This is a genomic window from Salinivibrio sp. PR919, assembly GCF_001995355.1.
GTDB lineage: Bacteria > Pseudomonadota > Gammaproteobacteria > Enterobacterales > Vibrionaceae > Salinivibrio > Salinivibrio proteolyticus.
Genome location: NZ_MUFL01000014.1, coordinates 34,564 through 54,115, shown reverse-complemented (window position 1 = coordinate 54,115; position 19,552 = coordinate 34,564). Strand labels below are relative to the sequence as shown.

Annotated in this window: 14 protein-coding genes; 6 read left to right on the top strand and 8 right to left on the bottom strand. The window is 51.1% G+C overall.

All coding sequences use genetic code 11. The annotated features are described in order from the left end of the window. The 3 genes from leuC to leuA form a co-directional block, all read right to left on the bottom strand. The coding region (gene leuC / locus BZG83_RS04390; RefSeq protein WP_077479510.1) for a 3-isopropylmalate dehydratase large subunit at positions 1-1,213 on the bottom strand (1,213 nt) is incomplete at its 3' end. Positions 1,214-1,234: 21 nt separating this feature from the next. Beyond that, positions 1,235-2,329, bottom strand: coding sequence for a 3-isopropylmalate dehydrogenase (gene leuB / locus BZG83_RS04385; protein WP_077479509.1), 1,095 nt, complete (start codon positions 2,327-2,329; stop codon positions 1,235-1,237). A gap of 2 nt (positions 2,330-2,331) precedes the next feature. Then, entirely contained in the window at positions 2,332-3,894 is a 1,563-nt protein-coding gene (gene leuA / locus BZG83_RS04380; protein ID WP_077479508.1) for a 2-isopropylmalate synthase, read from the bottom strand. A gap of 521 nt (positions 3,895-4,415) precedes the next feature. Between leuA and BZG83_RS04375 the strand changes: the two genes are divergently transcribed. The 5 genes from BZG83_RS04375 to ilvN all read left to right on the top strand — a co-directional run bounded on the left by BZG83_RS04375 (position 4,416) and on the right by ilvN (position 10,641). After that, positions 4,416-4,955: a phosphatase PAP2 family protein gene (locus BZG83_RS04375; RefSeq protein ID WP_077479513.1), complete on the top strand. Its 540-nt coding sequence runs from the start codon at positions 4,416-4,418 to the stop codon at positions 4,953-4,955. After that, positions 4,952-6,079, top strand: coding sequence for an MJ1255/VC2487 family glycosyltransferase (locus BZG83_RS04370; RefSeq protein WP_077479507.1), 1,128 nt, complete (start codon positions 4,952-4,954; stop codon positions 6,077-6,079). Before BZG83_RS04375 ends, BZG83_RS04370 begins: the two co-directional genes overlap by 4 nt. Before the next feature lie 157 nt (positions 6,080-6,236). Beyond that, a complete protein-coding gene (locus BZG83_RS04365; protein WP_077479506.1) occupies positions 6,237-8,027 on the top strand; it encodes an AMP-dependent synthetase/ligase in 1,791 nt (596 codons plus the stop codon). A 398-nt stretch (positions 8,028-8,425) separates the two neighbouring features. Continuing rightward, entirely contained in the window at positions 8,426-10,144 is a 1,719-nt protein-coding gene (locus tag BZG83_RS04360) for an acetolactate synthase 3 large subunit (protein WP_077479505.1), read from the top strand. Further along, positions 10,144-10,641 (top strand): acetolactate synthase small subunit, encoded by a 498-nt coding sequence (gene ilvN, locus BZG83_RS04355; RefSeq protein WP_077479504.1) that lies wholly within the window; start codon positions 10,144-10,146, stop codon positions 10,639-10,641. Before BZG83_RS04360 ends, ilvN begins: the two co-directional genes overlap by 1 nt. Positions 10,642-10,701: 60 nt before the next feature. On the opposite strand, the gene treC is transcribed toward ilvN, so the two are convergent. The 5 genes from treC to pykF form a co-directional block, all read right to left on the bottom strand. Further along, positions 10,702-12,366, bottom strand: coding sequence for an alpha,alpha-phosphotrehalase (treC, locus tag BZG83_RS04350; RefSeq protein ID WP_077479503.1), 1,665 nt, complete (start codon positions 12,364-12,366; stop codon positions 10,702-10,704). Between the two features lie 58 nt (positions 12,367-12,424). Beyond that, the gene (treB, locus tag BZG83_RS04345; RefSeq protein ID WP_069591000.1) at positions 12,425-13,843 is read right to left on the bottom strand and encodes a PTS trehalose transporter subunit IIBC; all 1,419 of its coding nucleotides are present in this window, start codon (positions 13,841-13,843) and stop codon (positions 12,425-12,427) included. 145 nt (positions 13,844-13,988) lie between these two features. Then, the gene (treR, locus tag BZG83_RS04340; RefSeq protein ID WP_077479502.1) at positions 13,989-14,945 is read right to left on the bottom strand and encodes a trehalose operon repressor TreR; all 957 of its coding nucleotides are present in this window, start codon (positions 14,943-14,945) and stop codon (positions 13,989-13,991) included. Between the two features lie 283 nt (positions 14,946-15,228). After that, positions 15,229-15,906, bottom strand: a complete 678-nt coding sequence (locus BZG83_RS04335; protein ID WP_077479501.1) for a hypothetical protein — start codon at positions 15,904-15,906, stop codon at positions 15,229-15,231. A 129-nt stretch (positions 15,907-16,035) separates the two neighbouring features. Further along, positions 16,036-17,448 (bottom strand): pyruvate kinase PykF, encoded by a 1,413-nt coding sequence (gene pykF / locus BZG83_RS04330; RefSeq protein WP_069591007.1) that lies wholly within the window; start codon positions 17,446-17,448, stop codon positions 16,036-16,038. A gap of 600 nt (positions 17,449-18,048) precedes the next feature. Here pykF and BZG83_RS04325 point away from each other — a divergent pair. Continuing rightward, on the top strand, positions 18,049-19,464 hold the full coding sequence (locus BZG83_RS04325) for a transporter substrate-binding domain-containing diguanylate cyclase (protein WP_158074931.1): 1,416 nt from the start codon (positions 18,049-18,051) through the stop codon (positions 19,462-19,464). Positions 19,465-19,552: the final 88 nt, after the last annotated feature.

Sequence of the window (19,552 nt, the reverse complement as noted above, 5' to 3'; positions counted from 1 at the left end):
CGGGGAAGATTACATCCAGCCCTTCTTGCTCTGCTTGGGCGCGCACTTGCTCGGAGCCCGGCACCACCATGGCATGTACACCCTCTGCCACGCGTCGTCCTTTGGCGACCGCGGCGGCTGCGCGCATGTCTTCAATCCGTGAGTTGGTGCAAGAGCCAATAAAGACTTTATCGATGCGGATATCTGTAATGGCTTGGCCTGCCGTCAGCCCCATATACTTTAAGGCTCGCTCAGCCGAGTGGCGCTCTATCGGGTCGGTCATGCTCTCTGGAGCAGGCACGCTATCATGCACACTGACCACTTGGCCGGGGTTGGTGCCCCATGTGACTTGATGATGGATTTGACTGCCATCGAGAGTGACCACACGATCAAAGTGCGCATCGGCATCTGAGTGCAAGGTTTGCCAGTATGCAACKGCTTGTTGCCATTGCTCGCCTTTAGGGGCAAATTTCTTGTCTTTTAGGTAGGCAAAGGTGGTGTCATCTGGCGCGATCAGGCCAGCTTTTGCGCCTAATTCGATGGCCATGTTGCACACCGTCATTCGCCCTTCCATCGACAAGTCGGTGATTGCGTCCCCGCAAAACTCCACCACATGCCCAGTGCCACCTGCGTGGCCAACTTTACCGATAATCGCAAGGACAATATCTTTGGCAGTGATCCCGGGGGCAGTTTTGCCCGTGACTTCAATTTTCATCGTGCGGGCGCGGGATTGCTTAAGTGTTTGGGTGGCCAGTACGTGTTCGACTTCTGAGGTGCCAATACCAAAGGCGAGGGAGCCGAAGGCACCGTGGGTTGCGGTGTGCGAATCACCACAGACGATGGTAGTGCCGGGCAGGGTAATGCCAAGCTCGGGGCCCATTACATGCACAATGCCTTGGTAAGGATGATTTAAGTCGTACAGGGTCACTCCGAACTCTTCGCAGTTTTTGGCCAAGGTTTCCATTTGGATACGCGCCATTTCCCCTGACGCGTTAATGTCTTTGGTTTCGGTGGAGACATTGTGATCCATGGTGGCGAAGGTTTTGCTCACTTGGCGCACTGGGCGCCCTTTTTCCCGCAGGCCATCAAAGGCTTGTGGTGAGGTCACTTCGTGCACCAAATGACGGTCGATATACAGCAGCGGCGCTTCGCCTGGCTGCTCGGTGACCACATGGGCTTGATAGATTTTCTCATACAAGGTCTTAGCGCCTTGTTGGGTGTTTGCATTCGACATAGCTCGTATCCTTACGGGTAATTATTCTGCGCCTTGGCGGATATAGGCGGCGATACGATCGCCCATTTGTTCAGTACTTAATGCGGGGCGGTTACCGGCGAGATCGGCGGTTAGCTCACCGGCCGCCAGCGCTTGGCTGACTGCATACTCAATCGCGCAGGCTGCGTCTTCTTCGCCTAACGAGTAGCGCAGCATTAGCGCGGCGGAGAGAATTTGCGCCACTGGGTTGGCGATATTCTTACCCGCAATATCGGGCGCAGAGCCGCCTGCGGGCTCATACAAACCAAATTTACTCGCGTTCAAGCTCGCAGATGGCAACATGCCCATTGAGCCGGTGATCATTGCGCACTCATCGGAGATGATGTCGCCGAAAATGTTCGAGCATAGCATCACATCAAATTGCGACGGGTCTTTAATCAGCTGCATGGTGGCGTTGTCGATATACATATGGCTTAAGCGGACATCCGGATAGTCCTTGGCCACCTCTTCCACCACCTCACGCCATAGCATTGAGCTTTGCAGCACGTTGGCTTTATCGATTGAGCACACGTGTTTGTTGCGAAGCTGGGCCGATTGAAAGGCAATACGGGCAATACGCTCAATTTCATAGCGATGATAGACTTCCGTATCAAACGCTTTTTCATCGCGGCCTTCACCTTCACGTCCTTTGGGCTCACCAAAATAAATCCCGCCGGTCAGCTCTCGCACCACCACGATGTTAAAGCCTTTGTCGGCAATGTCGGCGCGCAGTGGGCAAAAGCCTTCTAGACCGGTATGGATTTGTGCCGGACGCAAATTACAAAACAGACCAAAGTGTTTGCGCAATGGCAGTAAGGCACCGCGCTCCGGTTGTTCGGTTGGCGGTAAATGCTCCCACTTGGGGCCGCCGACCGAGCCAAATAAAATCGCATCCGCTTTTTCACAGCCGGCCAAGGTGTGTGCTGGCAGCGGAGAGCCGTGGGCATCAATGGCGGCACCGCCTACAGGGTAGTGGTGGCGATCCAAGGTGAGTGAGAATCGCTCGCTAATCGCATCAAGCACTTTTTCGGCTTGCGCCATGACTTCGGGGCCGATACCGTCGCCGGGTAAAATTGCAATCTGGTGTGCGCTGGCCATGGTTATACTGTCTCCTGTTTTAAGTGGGATTGTTCCTTAATCTGCGCAATTTTATCCGCGCGATAGATGGCATTGATCACGTGCAATAGCGCCTCACCGGAGGCTTCGATAATGTCGGTTGAGACCCCGGTGCCGTGATATTTACGGCCCTTGTAGTTGGCAATAATGTCGGCTTGGCCGAGGCCATCTTCCCCTTCTCCTTTGGCGGTCAGATCGAATTTATCCAGTTCAATGTCATAGCCGGTGATCCGGTAGATGCACTGATAAAGGGCATCGACGGGGCCGTTACCAATCGCCGCCTCGCGTTTCTCTTCGTCGCCACATTGCAACTTGATGCTGGTGGTCGCCATTAGGCTGCCCGATTGCACGCCTAGATAGTTGAGCTTATAAAAGTCGTCCTGTTCTTTGAGGTTGTTGAAGAACATCAAGGCTTCTAAGTCGTAATCGAACACCTGACCTTTACGATCTGCCAGCTGCAAGAATGACTRATACAAGGTGTCTAAATCGTAGTCTTGCTCGGTATAGCCAAGGTTTTCCATGTGGCTTTTCACCGCGGCGCGGCCGGAGCGGCTGGTCAAATTCAGCGCTTTTTTGCCCAACCCTATCGACTCTGGCGTCATGATTTCGTAGGTGTTTTTGTTTTTCAGCATGCCGTCTTGGTGAATGCCAGAAGAGTGGCTAAAGGCATTGGTACCGACCACGGCCTTGTTGGGCTGGATTGGCATGTTGCAAAGTTGGCTAACCAGCTTACTGGTACGGGCGATTTCGGTGTGGTTCAACTTGGTTTCCACACCTAATAAGTCGGCGCGGGTTTTTAAAATCATTGCAATTTCTTCCAGCGCACAGTTACCGGCGCGCTCGCCGATGCCATTGATCGTGCCTTCCACTTGGCGAGCGCCGGCTTGTATGGCAGCAATGGAGTTAGCGACCGACATCCCCAAGTCATCATGGCAGTGAACAGAAATGACCGCTTTGTCGATATTGGGTACGCGATTAAACAAGGTCGCAATGATATTGCCGAATTCACTGGGAACTGTGTAGCCGACGGTATCGGGGATATTGACGGTAGTCGCACCGGCATCAATTGCCGCTTCGACCATGCGGCACAGGTTATCAATCGGGGTGCGCCCAGCATCTTCGCAGGAAAACTCCACATCGTCCGTGTATTGGCGCGCGTGCTTGACGGCGCGTACCCCCATCTCGACCACGTCATCGTAGCTGCGGCGAAGCTTATCTTTTACATGAATGGTTGAGGTGGATAAAAAGGTGTGGATACGAAAAGCGTCGGCGGCTTTGAGGGACTCAGCGGCAACATCAATGTCTTTAGGAACGGCGCGAGATAAGGCACAAACGCGCGCATGTTGCATATGCTCAGCGATGGTGCGCACCGATTCAAAATCGCCCGGTGAGGAGACTGGAAAACCGGCTTCAATAATGTCGACGCCYAGTCGGTCTAAGGCTTGGGCGATCTGCAACTTCTCTTTTACGGTTAAGCTGGCGGATAAGGCCTGCTCACCATCGCGCAAAGTGGTATCAAAGATGATGACCTGACTGTTGTCGCTCATGGGTGACTCCCTGTTGTGTTTGCTCGCCGCCTTCATGGCTCTTTTAATGGGCACTGTGTTTTATTTTGACGGCGTTAGATACAAAAAAACCCGCGTCTGGCGCGGGTTTTTGACATTTGGCATTCACTGATTGCTGCCCAATACCTACCCGCGCGACCGAGTCACGATAAGGAGGAGGATGAGGCGTAGTGTAATCAGTGTCATGAACTATCCATTCAATGTGTTTGCTGGTTACAGAAATAACAGAGCGGCGGGGAAAGCGTCAATCACAAAAAAATAAAAAAATGGATCTGCTTAGTTAACCCGCTTAAAACCAGTTTATTACACTGGTTTTGAGTGTGTAATTCGAAATAAACGGCTGCTGGTTGCGGGGAAGGAATACAGTTAGATAGCACTTTCTCTGTGTCAGGATAACAAACTGTAGGGAGTGTTATCTTCATCAATATGACCTCGTAACGTCACCCCGTTGTCATACCCGCTGTCTAGAGTTTGACCATCAGCTAACCGAAAGCGGGGGCATGATGAGAAGCTTTACAGCGATTCAACGTTTTGACTACACGGTGTCGTACCTGTGCCTTTCTCATCGATTTAGTGCAGCGACAGCCAAAGTAGCGCGGGTGATATCACACTCTGGTGATGGGCCGTTATATGCAGGAATTGGCTTGGCCGCATGGTGGCTCGACGGTGCATTTGGCTTATGGTTGTTGTGCACTGGAATCGTCGCCTTTGCGATTGAATTGCCCATCTATTGGGTTCTTAAACGGAGCTTCCGCCGCGCACGGCCTTCACAGCTGCCCGCTTTTATCACGCCCTCAGATTTATACAGCATGCCTTCTGGCCACACGGCGGCCGCTTTTTTAATGGCTTCACTGATTAGTACCTTTTATCCCCCCTTGGCGACAGTGGCCTTTATTTGGGCGGGGTTGATTGGGCTGTCCCGCGTATTGCTGGGGGTCCATTTTGTTAGCGATATTCTGGTCGGCGCGGTGCTCGGACTTCTCTGTACTGCGTTGGCACAAAACATCACCGACGATCTTTACTGGATGGCGGCAAGTACATGAAGCTTTTATACGGTGTGCAAGGAACCGGTAACGGCCATATTTCACGAGCAAGGGCGATGGCAAGGGCCCTAAAAGCGTATGACGTGAGTGTGGATTTTGTCTTTTCTGGACGACCTTCAGAGCGCTATTTTGATATGGCGCCGTTTGGTGACTATCGCACGTTTACCGGGATGAGTTTTATCAGTCGTGACGGTAAAATTGCGCTGCTTGAGACGGCGAAAAAGAATCACGTTCGGCAACTTTATCGCGATATTCGTGCGCTTGATGTTACCGGCTACGACAAAGTGGTATCCGATTTTGAGCCTATCACGGCTTGGGCGGCACGCCAGCAAGGTGTTCCCTCAGTGGCGATTAGCCATCAAGCTGCCTTTGCCTATGCGGTCCCTAAACAGGGAGAAGGACTGATAAACCGGCTGATTATGCGTTATTTTGCGCCGACGGATCATGCCATAGGGCTACATTGGTATCACTTTAATCAGCCGATTTTGCCTCCCATCATTGATATCGGCAGTGATGACACCCTTTCACTAAAGGCGAGTCAATCAGAGGATGTCTTGGTCTATCTTCCTTTTGAGTCACTCGATGCAGTGACGGCGCTGTTACTGCGCTTTAACCAAGGTTTTGTCTGTTTTCATCCGGATGTGAAGCAAGGCTATCGGCGGGAGAATATTCGCTTTATGCCACTTGGGAAAGCCAGCTTTCATGCTGCGCTAAAGGCTTGCCAAGGTGTGATCGCGAATGGTGGCTTTGAACTGCCTTCTGAAGCATTAACCATGGGGAAAAAGTTGTTGCTAAAACCCTTGGCAGGACAGTTTGAGCAGCTGAGTAATGTGGCAACGCTGGCACAATTAGGGTTGGCGCACGCCATGACACACTTAGACGCTCGCGCGGTGAGAGATTGGTTGAAAGCCCCGGCCAGTGGCGAGATCCGTTACCCTGATGTCGCAAGAGCGTTAGCGGAGTGGCTGGTCAAAGGTGAGCTCGACCAAACGCAAAGTTTATTTCACCAGCTTTGGTCGCAGGTCCGTTTTCCAGAAGCAGTTGAAGAGTGTTTGCTGGATATTAGCCGCCCGCATCCACGTCGACGTCAGCATCCCTTACTGTTAAACCGCTTGATGCGCTGACCGCCCAATAACGGCGGTCTGGTCTGTTGAATCACGTTTTTACATTTTCGCTAGAGCATTCACTCAATTTCTCTTGAGTTTGGTGGTGCGCTCGGTAAACTCGCTGCCATTATTGAGCGTACATGTGTTCGCCAAACGGCAAACCAAGAGAGACACAGTGAACACCCAAAACCATATCGTCACGCGCATCCGCGAGCAAATTACTGCCCAAGGTGAACGCGAAGCTATCCGTTTTCAGCAACAGTCACAGTGGGCGAGTATCAGCTGGCGCCAATTGGGCGAACGCATCGATCAGCTATCACGCTGTTTACTCAAAGCTGGTTGTCAGGTTCAGCAAACCGTCGCTATCTTTGCGCCGAACAGTGAAAAATGGGCGATGTTGGACTATGCCGCGTTGCAAATTCGTGCCGTGCCGGTGCCGATTTACGCAACCAGTACTGATCAGCAAGCGGCACACATTATCAATGATGCGGACGTGCAATGGATCTTCGCCGGTGACGAACAACTGGAGAGCGCGGTTGCTGCCCTTGAACACTGTCCCAATGTCAAAGGAGTAATCGCCCTCAACCAAGAAACACAGGCACCCGCACATCCCAAAGTGTGGGACTGGGCCAGTTGGTTATTGCAAGACGATCGCAGCTATCAAGCCGAATTAGACGCGCGCATTGATGCGCGATGCATGGATGATTTGATTACCTTGATTTACACCTCCGGCACCACGGGCGACCCGAAAGGGGTGATGCTGGATTATGCCAATGTTGCGGCGCAGCTGGAGGTACATGACCAAGTCTTGGCATTAAGACCCGATGATGTGTCTTTGGCCTTTTTGCCGCTTTCTCATGTGTTCGAGCGTGCATGGAGCTATTACGTCCTGCACCGCGGGGCGGTGAACTGTTATCTTTCAAACCCGTTTCAGGTACGTGATGCATTGGCGGAGATTAAACCGACGGTGATGTGTGCGGTACCGCGTTTTTATGAAAAAATTCATGGTGCTATTCACGATAAACTCAGTCGGGCCACCGGTGTTAAACCGCATTTATTCCGTTGGGCGCTGCGCCAAGGCGAGCGTCATGCTGCTCAGTTACGCGCAGGTCAATCACCGTCGCGACGGCAGCAATGGCAAGTAGCATTGGCCGACAAGCTGGTACTGAGTAAGCTGCGTGCGCTATTGGGTGGCAAGATGCGCTTGATGCCATGCGGTGGAGCGCGTCTTGACCCTGACATTGGCGCGTTTTTCCATGCCATAGGCATTAACGTCAAGCTCGGTTATGGCATGACCGAAACCACCGCTACGGTTTCTTGTTGGGACGATACGCGCTTTGACCCTCACTCGATTGGTTATCCGATGCCAGGGGCGGAGGTGCGAATTGGTGCGGAGGATGAAATTCAAGTCCGCGGGCCAATGGTGATGCGAGGTTACTTTAATCAGCCCGATGCGACCGCTGCCACCTTTACCGAGGATGGCTTTTTGAAAACCGGCGATGCGGGGTATCTCGATGCCAAGGGCAACGTCTTTATCACCGACCGAATCAAAGAGCTGATGAAAACCTCTGGTGGCAAATACATCGCGCCACAGCGGGTAGAAGGCGCTTTGGTGCGCGATCATTTTATTGATCAGATTGCGGTGGTGGCCGAGGCGCGTCACTTTGTATCGGCCTTGATTGTGCCTTGCTTTGATGCCTTGGAAGAGTGGGCGCGGGCGGCCAATATCGAATATCAAAATCGCAAAGAGCTGCTGAAACACTCCGATGTGGTGGCCTTATTTGAAAAGCGTTTGCAGAGCTTGCAACACGAGTTGGCCAAATTTGAGCAAGTCAAACGTTTCACTTTGTTGCCTCAGGGCTTTTGCATGCACAGTGGCGAGCTCACGCCGACCATGAAGCTGCGCCGTAAAGTGATCCTTTCACGTTACCAACATCACATTGAGGCGATGTACCAGCGTCAATGATGTGTAAAGGGGGATGTTTCTCATCGATGAGAAATGTCCCTTCTGAAGGCTATTTTCACATCGTTTTTCTCCTCGACAGGTATAGAAAATCTGTAAAAATTGTTTCCTTGTAGTGGATCTTTCCGATTTTTGACCTCCCAACCAGTATTATTTAGCAACATTAACTCAACATTTAGATTAAAAGTGTAAATACCGACTAGCCAATAGACAGTTTTGCAAATAAAACGTTACATTGATTGCAGTTTCATCCGAAGCAGGCCAAGTGACAATCTAACGCCGCCTTACCGCCAGTATTTGGTTTCGATGTCCGCGTGGTGAGTGACCACCAGTACATCTAAGAGTAAGGGGCAGGATTAGGCTAAAAGTAAGTCCTAACTATGCAAACAGGGAGGCGTAGAGTGGAAATGTTATCCGGTGCCGAGATGATCGTGCGTTCCATGATCGATCAAGGCGTAAAACATATTTTTGGCTATCCAGGCGGGTCGGTACTGGATATTTACGACGCATTACACGAAAAAAGTGATATCGACCATGTGTTGGTGCGCCACGAACAAGCCGCGGTCCACATGGCCGATGGTTATGCGCGTGCCACGGGGGAAGTGGGCGTGGTGCTGGTGACGTCAGGCCCAGGGGCAACTAATGCAATTACCGGCATTGCCACCGCGTACATGGACTCGATCCCCATGGTGGTTTTTTCTGGCCAAGTCATGAGCGGCCTGATTGGCAATGATGCCTTCCAAGAATGCGACATGGTGGGGATCTCCCGCCCGGTGGTCAAACACAGCTTTTTAGTCCAGCGCGCTGAAGACATTCCTAACATTGTTAAAAAAGCCTTTTATCTTGCCTCAACGGGACGTCCCGGCCCTGTGGTGGTGGATATTCCTAAAGACATGCTAAATCCGGCACAAAAGCACCCTTATCAGTATCCAGACAGTGTGCGCATGCGCTCTTATAATCCGACTACTTCGGGACATAAAGGGCAGATAAAGCGTGGCTTAAAAGCACTATTGGCGGCGAAAAAACCAGTATTGTATGTCGGTGGTGGGGCCATCATGGCCGATTGCGGCGAACAAATCCGCCAACTATCAGAAAGCCTTAACATCCCTGTTGTCAGCACCTTGATGGGGCTGGGGGCGTTTCCCGGCACCCATCAACACTCGCTGGGTATGCTGGGCATGCATGGCACCTACGAAGCGAACATGGCGATGCACCAAGCCGATCTGATCTTTGGTATTGGTGTCCGGTTTGACGATCGCACCACCAACAACTTAGAAAAATACTGTCCCGATGCCACCATCATGCACATTGATGTCGACCCATCGAGCATTTCTAAAACCGTGGCGGCAGACATTCCTATCGTCGGCTCGGCGGATGCGGTACTAAATAGCATGCTGAAATTGCTGGTGGAGCAAGGTGGCAGTAACGACAGTGATGCGATCAGTACTTGGTGGCACAATATTCAAACTTGGCGCGAGCGTCAGTGTTTGAAGTATGACGTGGATCCGGAGCGCATCAAACCGCAGCAAGTGATTGAAACCTTGTATCGCCTTACCGATGGCGAGGCCTATGTAAGCTCCGACGTGGGTCAGCACCAAATGTTTGCGGCACTCTATTATCCGTTTGATAAACCACGTCGTTGGATAAACTCGGGCGGCTTGGGCACCATGGGCTTTGGGCTACCCGCCGCTATGGGGGTGAAGTTCGCGCTACCGGACGCGCAGGTGGTGTGTGTTACCGGTGATGGCAGTATTCAAATGAATATTCAGGAGCTGTCCACCGCACTGCAATATGATATCCCGGTGGTGATCGTTAACCTCAACAACCGTTTCCTCGGGATGGTCAAACAATGGCAGGACATGATTTATCAAGGCCGCCATTCGCACTCCTATATGGACTCGGTGCCGGATTTTGCCGCGATTGCTGAAGCCTATGGCCATGTGGGGATGCGCATTAGCCATCCGTCTGAGTTAGAAGCCGGCCTAGAAAAGGCGCTGGCAATGAAAGATCGCTTGGTGTTTGTCGATATCCATGTCGATGAAACTGAGCACGTGTATCCGATGCAGGTACGCGGTGGGGCGATGAATGAAATGTGGTTGAGCAAAACGGAGAGAACCTAATGCGCAGTATTGTATCGGTTTTAATGGAAAACGAGCCGGGTGCCTTGTCGCGCGTGGTGGGTCTGTTCTCTCAGCGTGGCTACAACATTGAATCACTGACGGTGTCACCCACCGATGATGCGACCTTGTCGCGCTTAAATATCACCACATCAGTGGTCAGCGATGCGGACCGTGAGCAAATCGAAAAGCATTTGCACAAGCTGATTGATGTACTGAAAGTGAGTAATGTCACCGAGAGCGATCACATTGAACGTGAACTGGCGTTGGTGAAAGTCAAAGCTAGTGGCTACGCCCGCGCAGAGGTAAAACGCACCGCCGATATTTTTCGGGGGCAAATTGTCGATGTGACGGCTTCACAATATACCGTGCAGCTGACGGGCGACAGTGACAAGTTGGATGCCTTTATTCGCGCGGTCGGTGAAATTACCGAGATCATTGAAGTGGCACGCAGTGGCGTGGTGGGCATCGCACGCGGCGAGCGAGCGCTGCGTCAGTAACCCAAGCAACGGGTCGAGGTAAGGAAAATGGCACGCCAAGGCGTGCCATTTTTGTGCGTGTTAGTCGTGGTTAATCAAGTACACCAAGGCTTCATAGGGTGCCAATTGCATTTCTGGCATCAAGGGCTTGGCTTCTGGGTAATTATGGCTCACCAAGTCTGCGTTCGGGGCAGGGGCGACAGGCAAGGTCGCTGTAACTGGTTCGCCATAAAAATTACACACTACCACCAGTTGGCTGTCGCCATTGTCGCGACGATACGCGAGCAGCTGTGGGTGGTCAGGCAGCAAGTCCTGATAATCCCCTTCACGGATCACGGGTAAGGTTTTTCGCAGGGAAATTAGCTGCTTGTAGTGATAGAACACCGAGTTTTTATCCGCCAGTGCGCTGTCGACATTGACGTCAACATAGTTAGGCGCAGGCTTGAGCCACGGTGTGCCTTTGGTAAAACCGGCGTTTGCTGAACTGTCCCACTGCATGGGGGTGCGCGAGTTGTCGCGTGAGCGTGCCGCCAGAATGGCCAACACTTCTCCTTCAGGCATGCCTTGTTCGCACAGCAGGCGGTACATGTTTCGGCTTTCGACGTCTTGATAATCATCAATACGCTGATAGCCAGGGTTGGTCATGCCAATTTCTTCCCCTTGATACACGTAAGGCGTGCCTTGCTGCATATGAATCGCGGTGGCGAGCATTTTGGCGGAGGCAACGCGATGATGGCGATCATCACCAAAGCGGCTGACTACACGCGGTTGGTCGTGGTTACACCAAAATAGTGCCCCCCAACCTTGGTTATGCAGGCCGTGCTGCCAAGTACGGAAAAGCTGCTTTAGGGCCAAGAAGTCAAACGGTGCCAGTCGCCACTTCTCGCCGCCCGGATAATCGACTTTTAAGTGGTGGAAGTTAAACACCATGGAGAGCTCTTTGCCATCTGGCGCGGAGTATTGTTGACAATGCTCCAAGGTGGTCGAAGACATCTCGCCCACAGTGACGCTGCCGTAACGCTGGAAAATGTCGCGGCTGATCTCTTGCAAGTATTCGTGAACGCGCGGGCCATCGGTATAAAAACGGCGACCATCGCCTTGATGATCATCGGGGAACGATTGATCTTTGGAGATCAAATTGATCACATCGAGGCGAAAACCATCCACGCCTTTTTCGGCCCAAAAAGCCATTACGTCTTTGACTGCCGAACGCACCGCTGGGTTTTCCCAGTTAAGGTCGGCTTGTTCGGTGGCAAATAAGTGGAGGTAATACTGGCCGGTCGGTTCATGCCATTGCCACGCGCTACCGCCAAATTTTGATTGCCAGTTGTTTGGGGCACCGCCGTTAATCGGATCTTTCCAGATGTAGTAATCGCGATAGGGGCTGTCTTTGCTGGCCAGCGCTGATTGAAACCAAGGGTGCTCGGTTGAGGTATGATTAATCACAATATCCATGATGATACGGATATCGCGTTTGTGCGCCTCGGCGAGCAGGGTGTCGAAGTCGTCCATGGTGCCTAGGCTAGGATCGATGGCGTAATAATCGGCAATGTCGTAGCCGTTATCGACTTGTGGTGATACATAAATGGGGGTTAGCCATAATGCATCGATGCCCAAGGCCGAAAAGTAGTCCAGCTTTTCGATAATGCCCGGCAGATCACCTGTCCCTGTTTGTGTGGTATCACGGAAGCTCTTGGGATAAATCTGATAAATGGTGGCCGTTTTCCACCAGGGATGTGCGTGCATAATGTCTCTCTTAACGCTAATAAAGCGGGGAGCATGCTCCCCGCAGACTGAATGGGAGTTAGACGACCGCCAGTTTGCCTTTGCTGGCTTGGCGGCGATACATAAAGGCGGTGAGTGCAATAGGCACGATAATGGCAATCAGCATCGCGACCGCGTAAACACCCCAGAACTGTGGCTGAATAGATAAAATACCCGGCAAGCCACCTACACCAATGCCGTTGGCCATCACACCGGAAAGACCACACACAATGGCGGCTAGCGCCGAGCCAACCATCGCGCACAGCATTGGGAATTTGTAACGTAAGTTAATCCCGTACATGGCCGGCTCTGTCACGCCAAGATAGGCGGAAATCGCCGCGGGCACAGAGATTTCACGTTCGTTTTCTTTTTTGCTCATCCAAATGATCCCGACAACCGCCGAGGCTTGTGCAATGTTAGACAGRGCAATCAGYGGCCAAATRGGTGTGCCGCCCATCTCTTGCATCAGCTGCAAATCCACCGCGTTGGTGGTGTGGTGAACACCGGTGATCACCAAAGGTGCATACAGGAAGCCGAACAGGGCCGCGCCTATGTAGGCGTAATCGCCGGTCATTGCCGAACGGGCTAAGAAGGCGACGCCATTACCAATCTCGCGGCCAAAGGGGCCGATGAGGGTGTGCGCCAAGATAACGGAAGTGAGTAGCGCGACAAACGGCACCACCACCAAATACAAATAATCCGGAATAATGCGTTTTAACTGGGTTTCAATAAACGCTAACGCCATCCCCGCAAACATGGCTGGGATCACCTGTGCTTGGTAGCCGACTTTTTCAATTGAGAACCAGCCAAAGTCCCACACTTCAGGCATTTCTTTACCGATAAGGTAAGCGTTCATCAACTGCGGCGATACCAGAGTAATACCTAGTACGATACCCAAAATCGGCGTGCCGCCCATTTTTCTGACCGTCGCCCAACACACGCCGACAGGCAGGAAGTGGAAGATGGCTTCGCCAAGCAGCCATAAAAAGCCGTGGGCGGTGGCCCAAAACTCGCTGATCTCGGTTAAGGTTTTGCCATCGAACATGCGGATATCACCGATCACGTTACGGAAGCCGAGGATCAGACCACCGGTGATGATCGCGGGGAGAAGGGGAACAAAAATTTCCGCGAGGTGTGAAATCGCACGCTCTAGCAGGCTCATGTTTTTACGCGCGGCTTGCTTGGCCTCATCTTTTGATTGGCCTTCGACGCCGGTAGCCTGTTGCAACAGGACAAAGGCTTGGTCCACGCTGGTGCCGATCACGACTTGAAATTGGCCAGCGCTGGTAAAGCAGCCTTTAACCATGGGGATCGCTTCAATGGCGGCGACGTCCGCTTTTTCCGGGTCATTTAATACGAAGCGTAAGCGGGTGAGGCAGTGGCTCACGGTGGCGATGTTGTCTTTGCCGCCTATATGAGTGATCAATTGATCAACGGCATTTTTATTTATCTGGCTCATAAGCAATCCTGTATTGCTGTAGGGTATTCATTGGTAACGTTCCCATTGATTATTGATCGTACTAAGCCAATTATCAGTGGAATCGTTCCCACATTTTGAAAACCATCACACAGAAATTCGTAACTGCTTGATTTTTAGTAGGAGGTTAGGGAGTCACCAGATGACAGGGTTGCGTCCAATGTGTGATAGTGGTCACTTCATCATCCAACTGCTTGAGCAGTAACTCAGCAGCATGTTGCCCTGCTTGATGGTAGCCCAGCTCCACACTCACTGCGCGTGGGAACATAAAGCGTAGCATGTCATGGTTGCCAATGCCGCCAATGGCGATATCTTCACGATTTAGGGTTTGTAGGCGTTTTGCGACCCCTAAGGCGAGAGTGTCGGAGGCGCAGACAATGGCGTCAGTCTGTGGGGTTAATAGGCAATCTGTTGCGGCATAGGCGGCATGCAGGCTCATCTCACAACGATGGAGTTGTGGTGAAAGCTGGTGGGTTTGGCAAAAACGCTGATAGGCATCAGAGCGGGCGAGACCTGTGGTTTCATCGCGCTCATCAATCCCCAAGAAGGCAATATGACGGCATCCTTGACGATAAAAGTGGTCCATGACTTGCGTGACGGCACCTTGGTTGTCGTAACTGACGCTGGCGTATTGCTCACTATCAACGGCCAGCACGACACAGTTGGGGGCGAATGGCGCTAGCGCGTTGAGATCACAGCCCGAAAAACCAAAAAAGATAATCCCATCCACGTTACGGCGTTTTAGCACATCGAGATGGGCTTGTGCTTTTTGTTGTGAGAACTGGCTTTCCATAATGGCTGCGTCATAGCCTTTGGCATACAAGGTATTGAGCAGTCCCGTCAGTGCGGTGTTCTCTGAGTTGGAACTGAGCTTTGCCACGATCACGCCCACAACACCGCTGCGTTGCGCACGCATCGCGCGCGCTGATTTCGACGGTAAAAAGCCATGTTGGTCGATCACCGCTTGTACTTTAGCGCGGGTACTGTCTTTAACGCGTGCGTCATGGTTTAGCACACGCGATACGGTCGATTTCCCCACCCCGGCTAAGCGGGCAATATCCAAAATGGTTAATGGTTTTGTCATTTTTTTCTCTGTGGTAGCGGTAAATCAGCGACTTAGACTCAGCCTCTTCGCGCGCCATGATAACAGGCGTGATTGGCGCTTGCGATTTATTGATTAATTTGTAAACTACAGCCTGATTTTTGAACAACCATCCTACTTTAGACTGAAATGATGATGAGCCACCCTGTCGTACAAACCATCAACAAGTGCCTAGTGCGCATGACTACACTGACGCTCGCGGTAATGGCATTAAAGCTTAGCGCGATTTATTTAGTGCCGTTAGCGGTATTGATCAAAACGCACTTCAAAGAAATTGTCCACTGGTAAGCGCGATAAGCTGATGGTCAATGTGCTGGTTTAGTGATTGCCAGTACAGCTGATAGCGCTGCGTATACGCTTGCGGGCGCGGCGAAACCAAACCGCGCACAATCGGAAATAACTGTTGCCATTGTGCCAGCCAATCTATCTTCACATCAGGATGGGTGAGATAACGCTGGTGCTGTGCCATGACTGGAATCAACGCCTTTTGCAAGTAGGGGTTGATACCACAAAGCAGCTGGGTGTGCAGGGTTTGGTGCCAATAGGCCATGGTGGTGATATCGGCGCTATCTTTGGCGGGTAAGTGCTGAATAGAATGAATCAGTCCCAACACCTGTAATGCAGTGTGTTCATCAAGTTTGCTAGGAAAGCTATCGATGCWCGCACCAAACAGACCTTTTAGGGCTTGAATCAATGCCTGCCAGTCTGCTTGGCTTAATGGTGTGAGCCGATAGCCAAGATGAGGCTGATAAAGAACCCGTCCTTCTACCGCTAATAAATGTAACCCATCGCGCGCTGTGGCCGTCGACAGGCTGAGTTGCTCACACAAAGCGGAGACAGTGAGTGGATAATCGCCCTCTGCGCGCGCTGTGAGTGATAACTGGCGGGTTAATATGGCTACCCAGATTTGCTCCATAGCGTGTTGGGCTTTGGTGAACTTCATAACACTTCCTGTGCTAGGTCGACGAGGTTGGCTCGCGACTAAATGCAAGCCTCTTTATCATGCCACCGTGTCATGGATAAAAAAACGCCCCGACATTGTCGAGGCGTAGGCGTTGCTATTGGTGCTTAATTACAGCACGTGCACAGAGGCGGTGTTGGTGGTACCAGAAGGCACAAGCGCGCCTGAAACCATGACCACGATGTCGCCTTTATGCGCCAAACCAGACTCAAGCGCGATGGTTTTACCGCGACGGTAGAACTCATCGGTGCTGTCGATGCTTTCGATCATCACAGGTGTTACACCTTTGGTTAGACACAGGTGAGCGGCTGTTTTCGGGTTGGTGGTGACCGCGATGATGTTTGCCGTTGGGAAGTACTTACGTACTGAGCGTGCTGATTTGCCCGCTTCTGTGGCAACAACAATCAAAGGTGCGCCCAACTTCTGAGAGGTATCAACCGCGCCTTTACAGACCGCTTCGGTGATACGCAGGCGATCGCTATCGAGACGAGAACCCAGCGCAGGTGACATTTGACGGTCAGTACGCTCACAGATTTGCGCCATGATGCTCACCGCTTCAACCGGGTATTTACCTTTCGCTGACTCGCCAGACAGCATGACGGCATCGGTACCGTCCATGATCGCATTCGCCACATCACCGGCTTCAGCGCGGGTTGGACGTGGGTTTTTGATCATTGAGTCCAGCATTTGTGTTGCGGTAATAACCATCTTGCGAGCACGGTTACACTTCTCGATCATCATCTTCTGCGCGAAGATCACTTCTTCCACTGGGATTTCTACGCCCAAGTCACCACGGGCTACCATGATACCGTCAGACGCTTCCAAGATAGCGTCAAAATTGTCGACACCTTCTTGGTTTTCAATTTTAGAGATGATCTTGATGTCGCTGCCGCCGTTTTGAGCCAGCAGCTCGCGGATTTCTTCCACGTCTTCTTTCTTACGAATAAATGAGGCCGCAACAAAGTCAACGCCTTGCTCACAACCAAATTTTAGATCCGATTTATCTTTTTCAGCCAGTGCAGGCAGGCTCACCGAAACACCTGGCAGGTTAACGCCTTTGTTTTCGCCCAACTCACCGTTGTTCAGTACCTTACAAACCACTTCTTTTTCAGTCGTTTCTAGTACTTCCATCTCAAGCAGACCGTCATCAACGAGTACAGTGTTGCCTGCTTTTAGGTCACGAGGTAGGCCGGCGTAAGTAACGGCTACGCGATCTTTGTTACCCACGACAGAGGTGTCTGTGGTGAAAGTGAACGTTTGACCAGCTTCTAATGCGACGTCGTTACCACCTTCGAGTTTGATGGTGCGGATCTCTGGGCCCTTGGTATCGAGCAGAATCGCAACTTGCTTACCGGTTGTCTTCATGACGTTGCGCAAATTTGTGATACGCGCACCGTGTTCGGCATAGTCACCGTGTGAGAAGTTAAGACGCATCACGTTCATGCCTGCATCAACAAGCTTAGTCAGCATCTCTTCCGATTCAGTTTTAGGTCCAATCGTACAAACGATTTTGGTCTTTTTCATCGACGCATTTCTCCGGTCAAAAATTGAAACATAAACTTGGGGCCTAACTGCAAAAGACTGATTTAAATGTAATTAAACAACATAAACAGGTCGTTATCGCGGTGCAGTTAGCAAAATTCTCGCATTTCTCAATGACGTTACCGCAGCCTTCACGCTGAGGTGACGTCACTGTTTTATCGATCGTGAGTATAGATTGTCTGCGTTGATCTGTGTTGATCACGGGCAATAAAGGCGTTGTTGGTGTAACACGATTTCACCCTGTGCCATCGATTCACCATTCACCTCCCATCCTTTGGGCGCGTAAATTTACCACAGCTCACCATCCAGATCATTACAAGCCGGTGACAGTAATCGGTTTCAGCACGCTTTTATTTTGATGATTACGTTTTCTGTTGATTATCACCCCATGCGACAAGGTGGTTGTTTTATGCGCTGTTAGTGATTCTTTTGTCACTAATGAGTGTGATCTGTCTTCCAATTTGAACTGGATCATGCTTTTTTATTAAGTCTTTTGCGTTCACCTAGAATTTATCTACTATCAGAGCACTTTCGATGGGCTGCCTAACAATGTTTGCGCGTATTTTACGGTTTTTGACAGGGATGCTGCTTATAGTCTTCACGTATGCGAGTACGCAGGTGTGGGCCGATGACGCCTATCTGTCAGAAAATAAAGACATTTTAGTCGCCACCCACTCCTCTGTGTGGAAGCCTTATAGCTATTTATCCGACTCAGGTCAGCCCAAAGGGCTATTGATCGATTTCTGGCAGGCTTATGCCAAATACAATCATGAATCCATTCAGTTTGTTCTGTTAGATTGGCCTGAAACCCTTTCTTACATGCGAGAAGGCGGTAACCGTGTGCATGCCGGTTTATTACGTTCGCCTGAACGTGAGCGCTTTTTAGATTTTGCGACGCCAATTTTTAATATCAATGGTTCTTTGTATGTGAAAAACCAACCGGGCAGTGCGGATACTAAGCCTTTAGCGGCAGATCAAGTCGTTGGTGTGGTAGCAGAAAGTTATGAATCCTCGTTCTTAGCCAAGCACTATCCACAAGTGGAGCAACGTCGCTTTTTAAATAACGAGGATTTATTTGCGGCCGCGCTAGAGGGTGAGATCCAAGCCCTTGTGGCGGATAGTCAGGTCGCCAACTTTTACTTTTTGACTCAAGGAAAACCGCTAGCATTTGTCGCGGAGCAGGTTCTTTATACCCGTCCAATTTATGCAGCAGTGCCGAAAGGCAACCAAGCATTGCTCGATGAAATACGTGTTGGGATCAGTCATATTCCGTCTGAGGAACTACTACGGATTAAGCAAAAATGGATTAATACCGAGCGGATTGAGGCGTATCCCGATTGGTTAATCCCGACCATAGTGATCATGGTGGCATTGAGCGCCGTCGCGTACATCTTTTTCCTCAAGCGCATGGTGTACAAGCGCACCGTTGCCTTGCGCCAAGCCAATGCCCGCTTGCGTGAGTTTGCCAATACCGACCCACTGACTCAATTGCTGAATCGACGTGGCCTAGAGGGCTATTTTTCTCGCCTTAAACCCAAACTTCAGCGTCAGCAAGAAATGGGGCTGATCCTCATCGACCTCGATCACTTTAAACAGGTGAATGACAAATACGGTCATATGCAGGGTGATAAAGTGTTAGTGCACCTTGCCAGTTATTTAAAGCGGGTCGTGAAGCATGGTGCCGTGGCACGTTTAGGGGGCGAAGAATTCTGCGTGCTGTGTCCGGCCACGTCATTAGATGAAATGATCGACATAGCCAACCATATCCGCTGCGATGTGGCAGACAGTGTGTTTGAGTTCGATGGCGCCGAGATTCGTGTCACCGTAAGTATTGGCGCAATTGTATCCAGTGATGTTACTGACGACATTGCTTCGCTGGATTTGGATACCTTGACCCATGCCGCTGACCTTCTTATGTACCGTGCGAAAGATCGTGGTCGTAATCAAGTGATGCTGGCCTCCTCTCAATCAGTGACCACACCTATTGCAGAAGCCTGATACCGTTTTCTGTTAGGTAAAAACACGCTTTTCGTTTTCTTTTCTTGCAGCGTTTTTATCATTAAATATACTGTATATATATACAGGT

Bases quoted from the DNA above. Each gene is read 5' to 3' on its own strand.
- pykF (WP_069591007.1), bottom strand. From the start codon at position 17,448: ATGAAAAAGACCAAAATCGTTTGTACGATTGGACCTAAAACTGAATCG.
- BZG83_RS04325 (WP_158074931.1), top strand. From the start codon at position 18,049: ATGCTGCTTATAGTCTTCACGTATGCGAGTACGCAGGTGTGGGCCGAT.
- BZG83_RS04375 (WP_077479513.1), top strand. From the start codon at position 4,416: ATGAGAAGCTTTACAGCGATTCAACGTTTTGACTACACGGTGTCGTAC.
- ilvN (WP_077479504.1), top strand. From the start codon at position 10,144: ATGCGCAGTATTGTATCGGTTTTAATGGAAAACGAGCCGGGTGCCTTG.
- treR (WP_077479502.1), bottom strand. From the start codon at position 14,945: ATGACAAAACCATTAACCATTTTGGATATTGCCCGCTTAGCCGGGGTG.
- treC (WP_077479503.1), bottom strand. From the start codon at position 12,366: ATGCACGCACATCCCTGGTGGAAAACGGCCACCATTTATCAGATTTAT.
- leuB (WP_077479509.1), bottom strand. From the start codon at position 2,329: ATGGCCAGCGCACACCAGATTGCAATTTTACCCGGCGACGGTATCGGC.
- BZG83_RS04370 (WP_077479507.1), top strand. From the start codon at position 4,952: ATGAAGCTTTTATACGGTGTGCAAGGAACCGGTAACGGCCATATTTCA.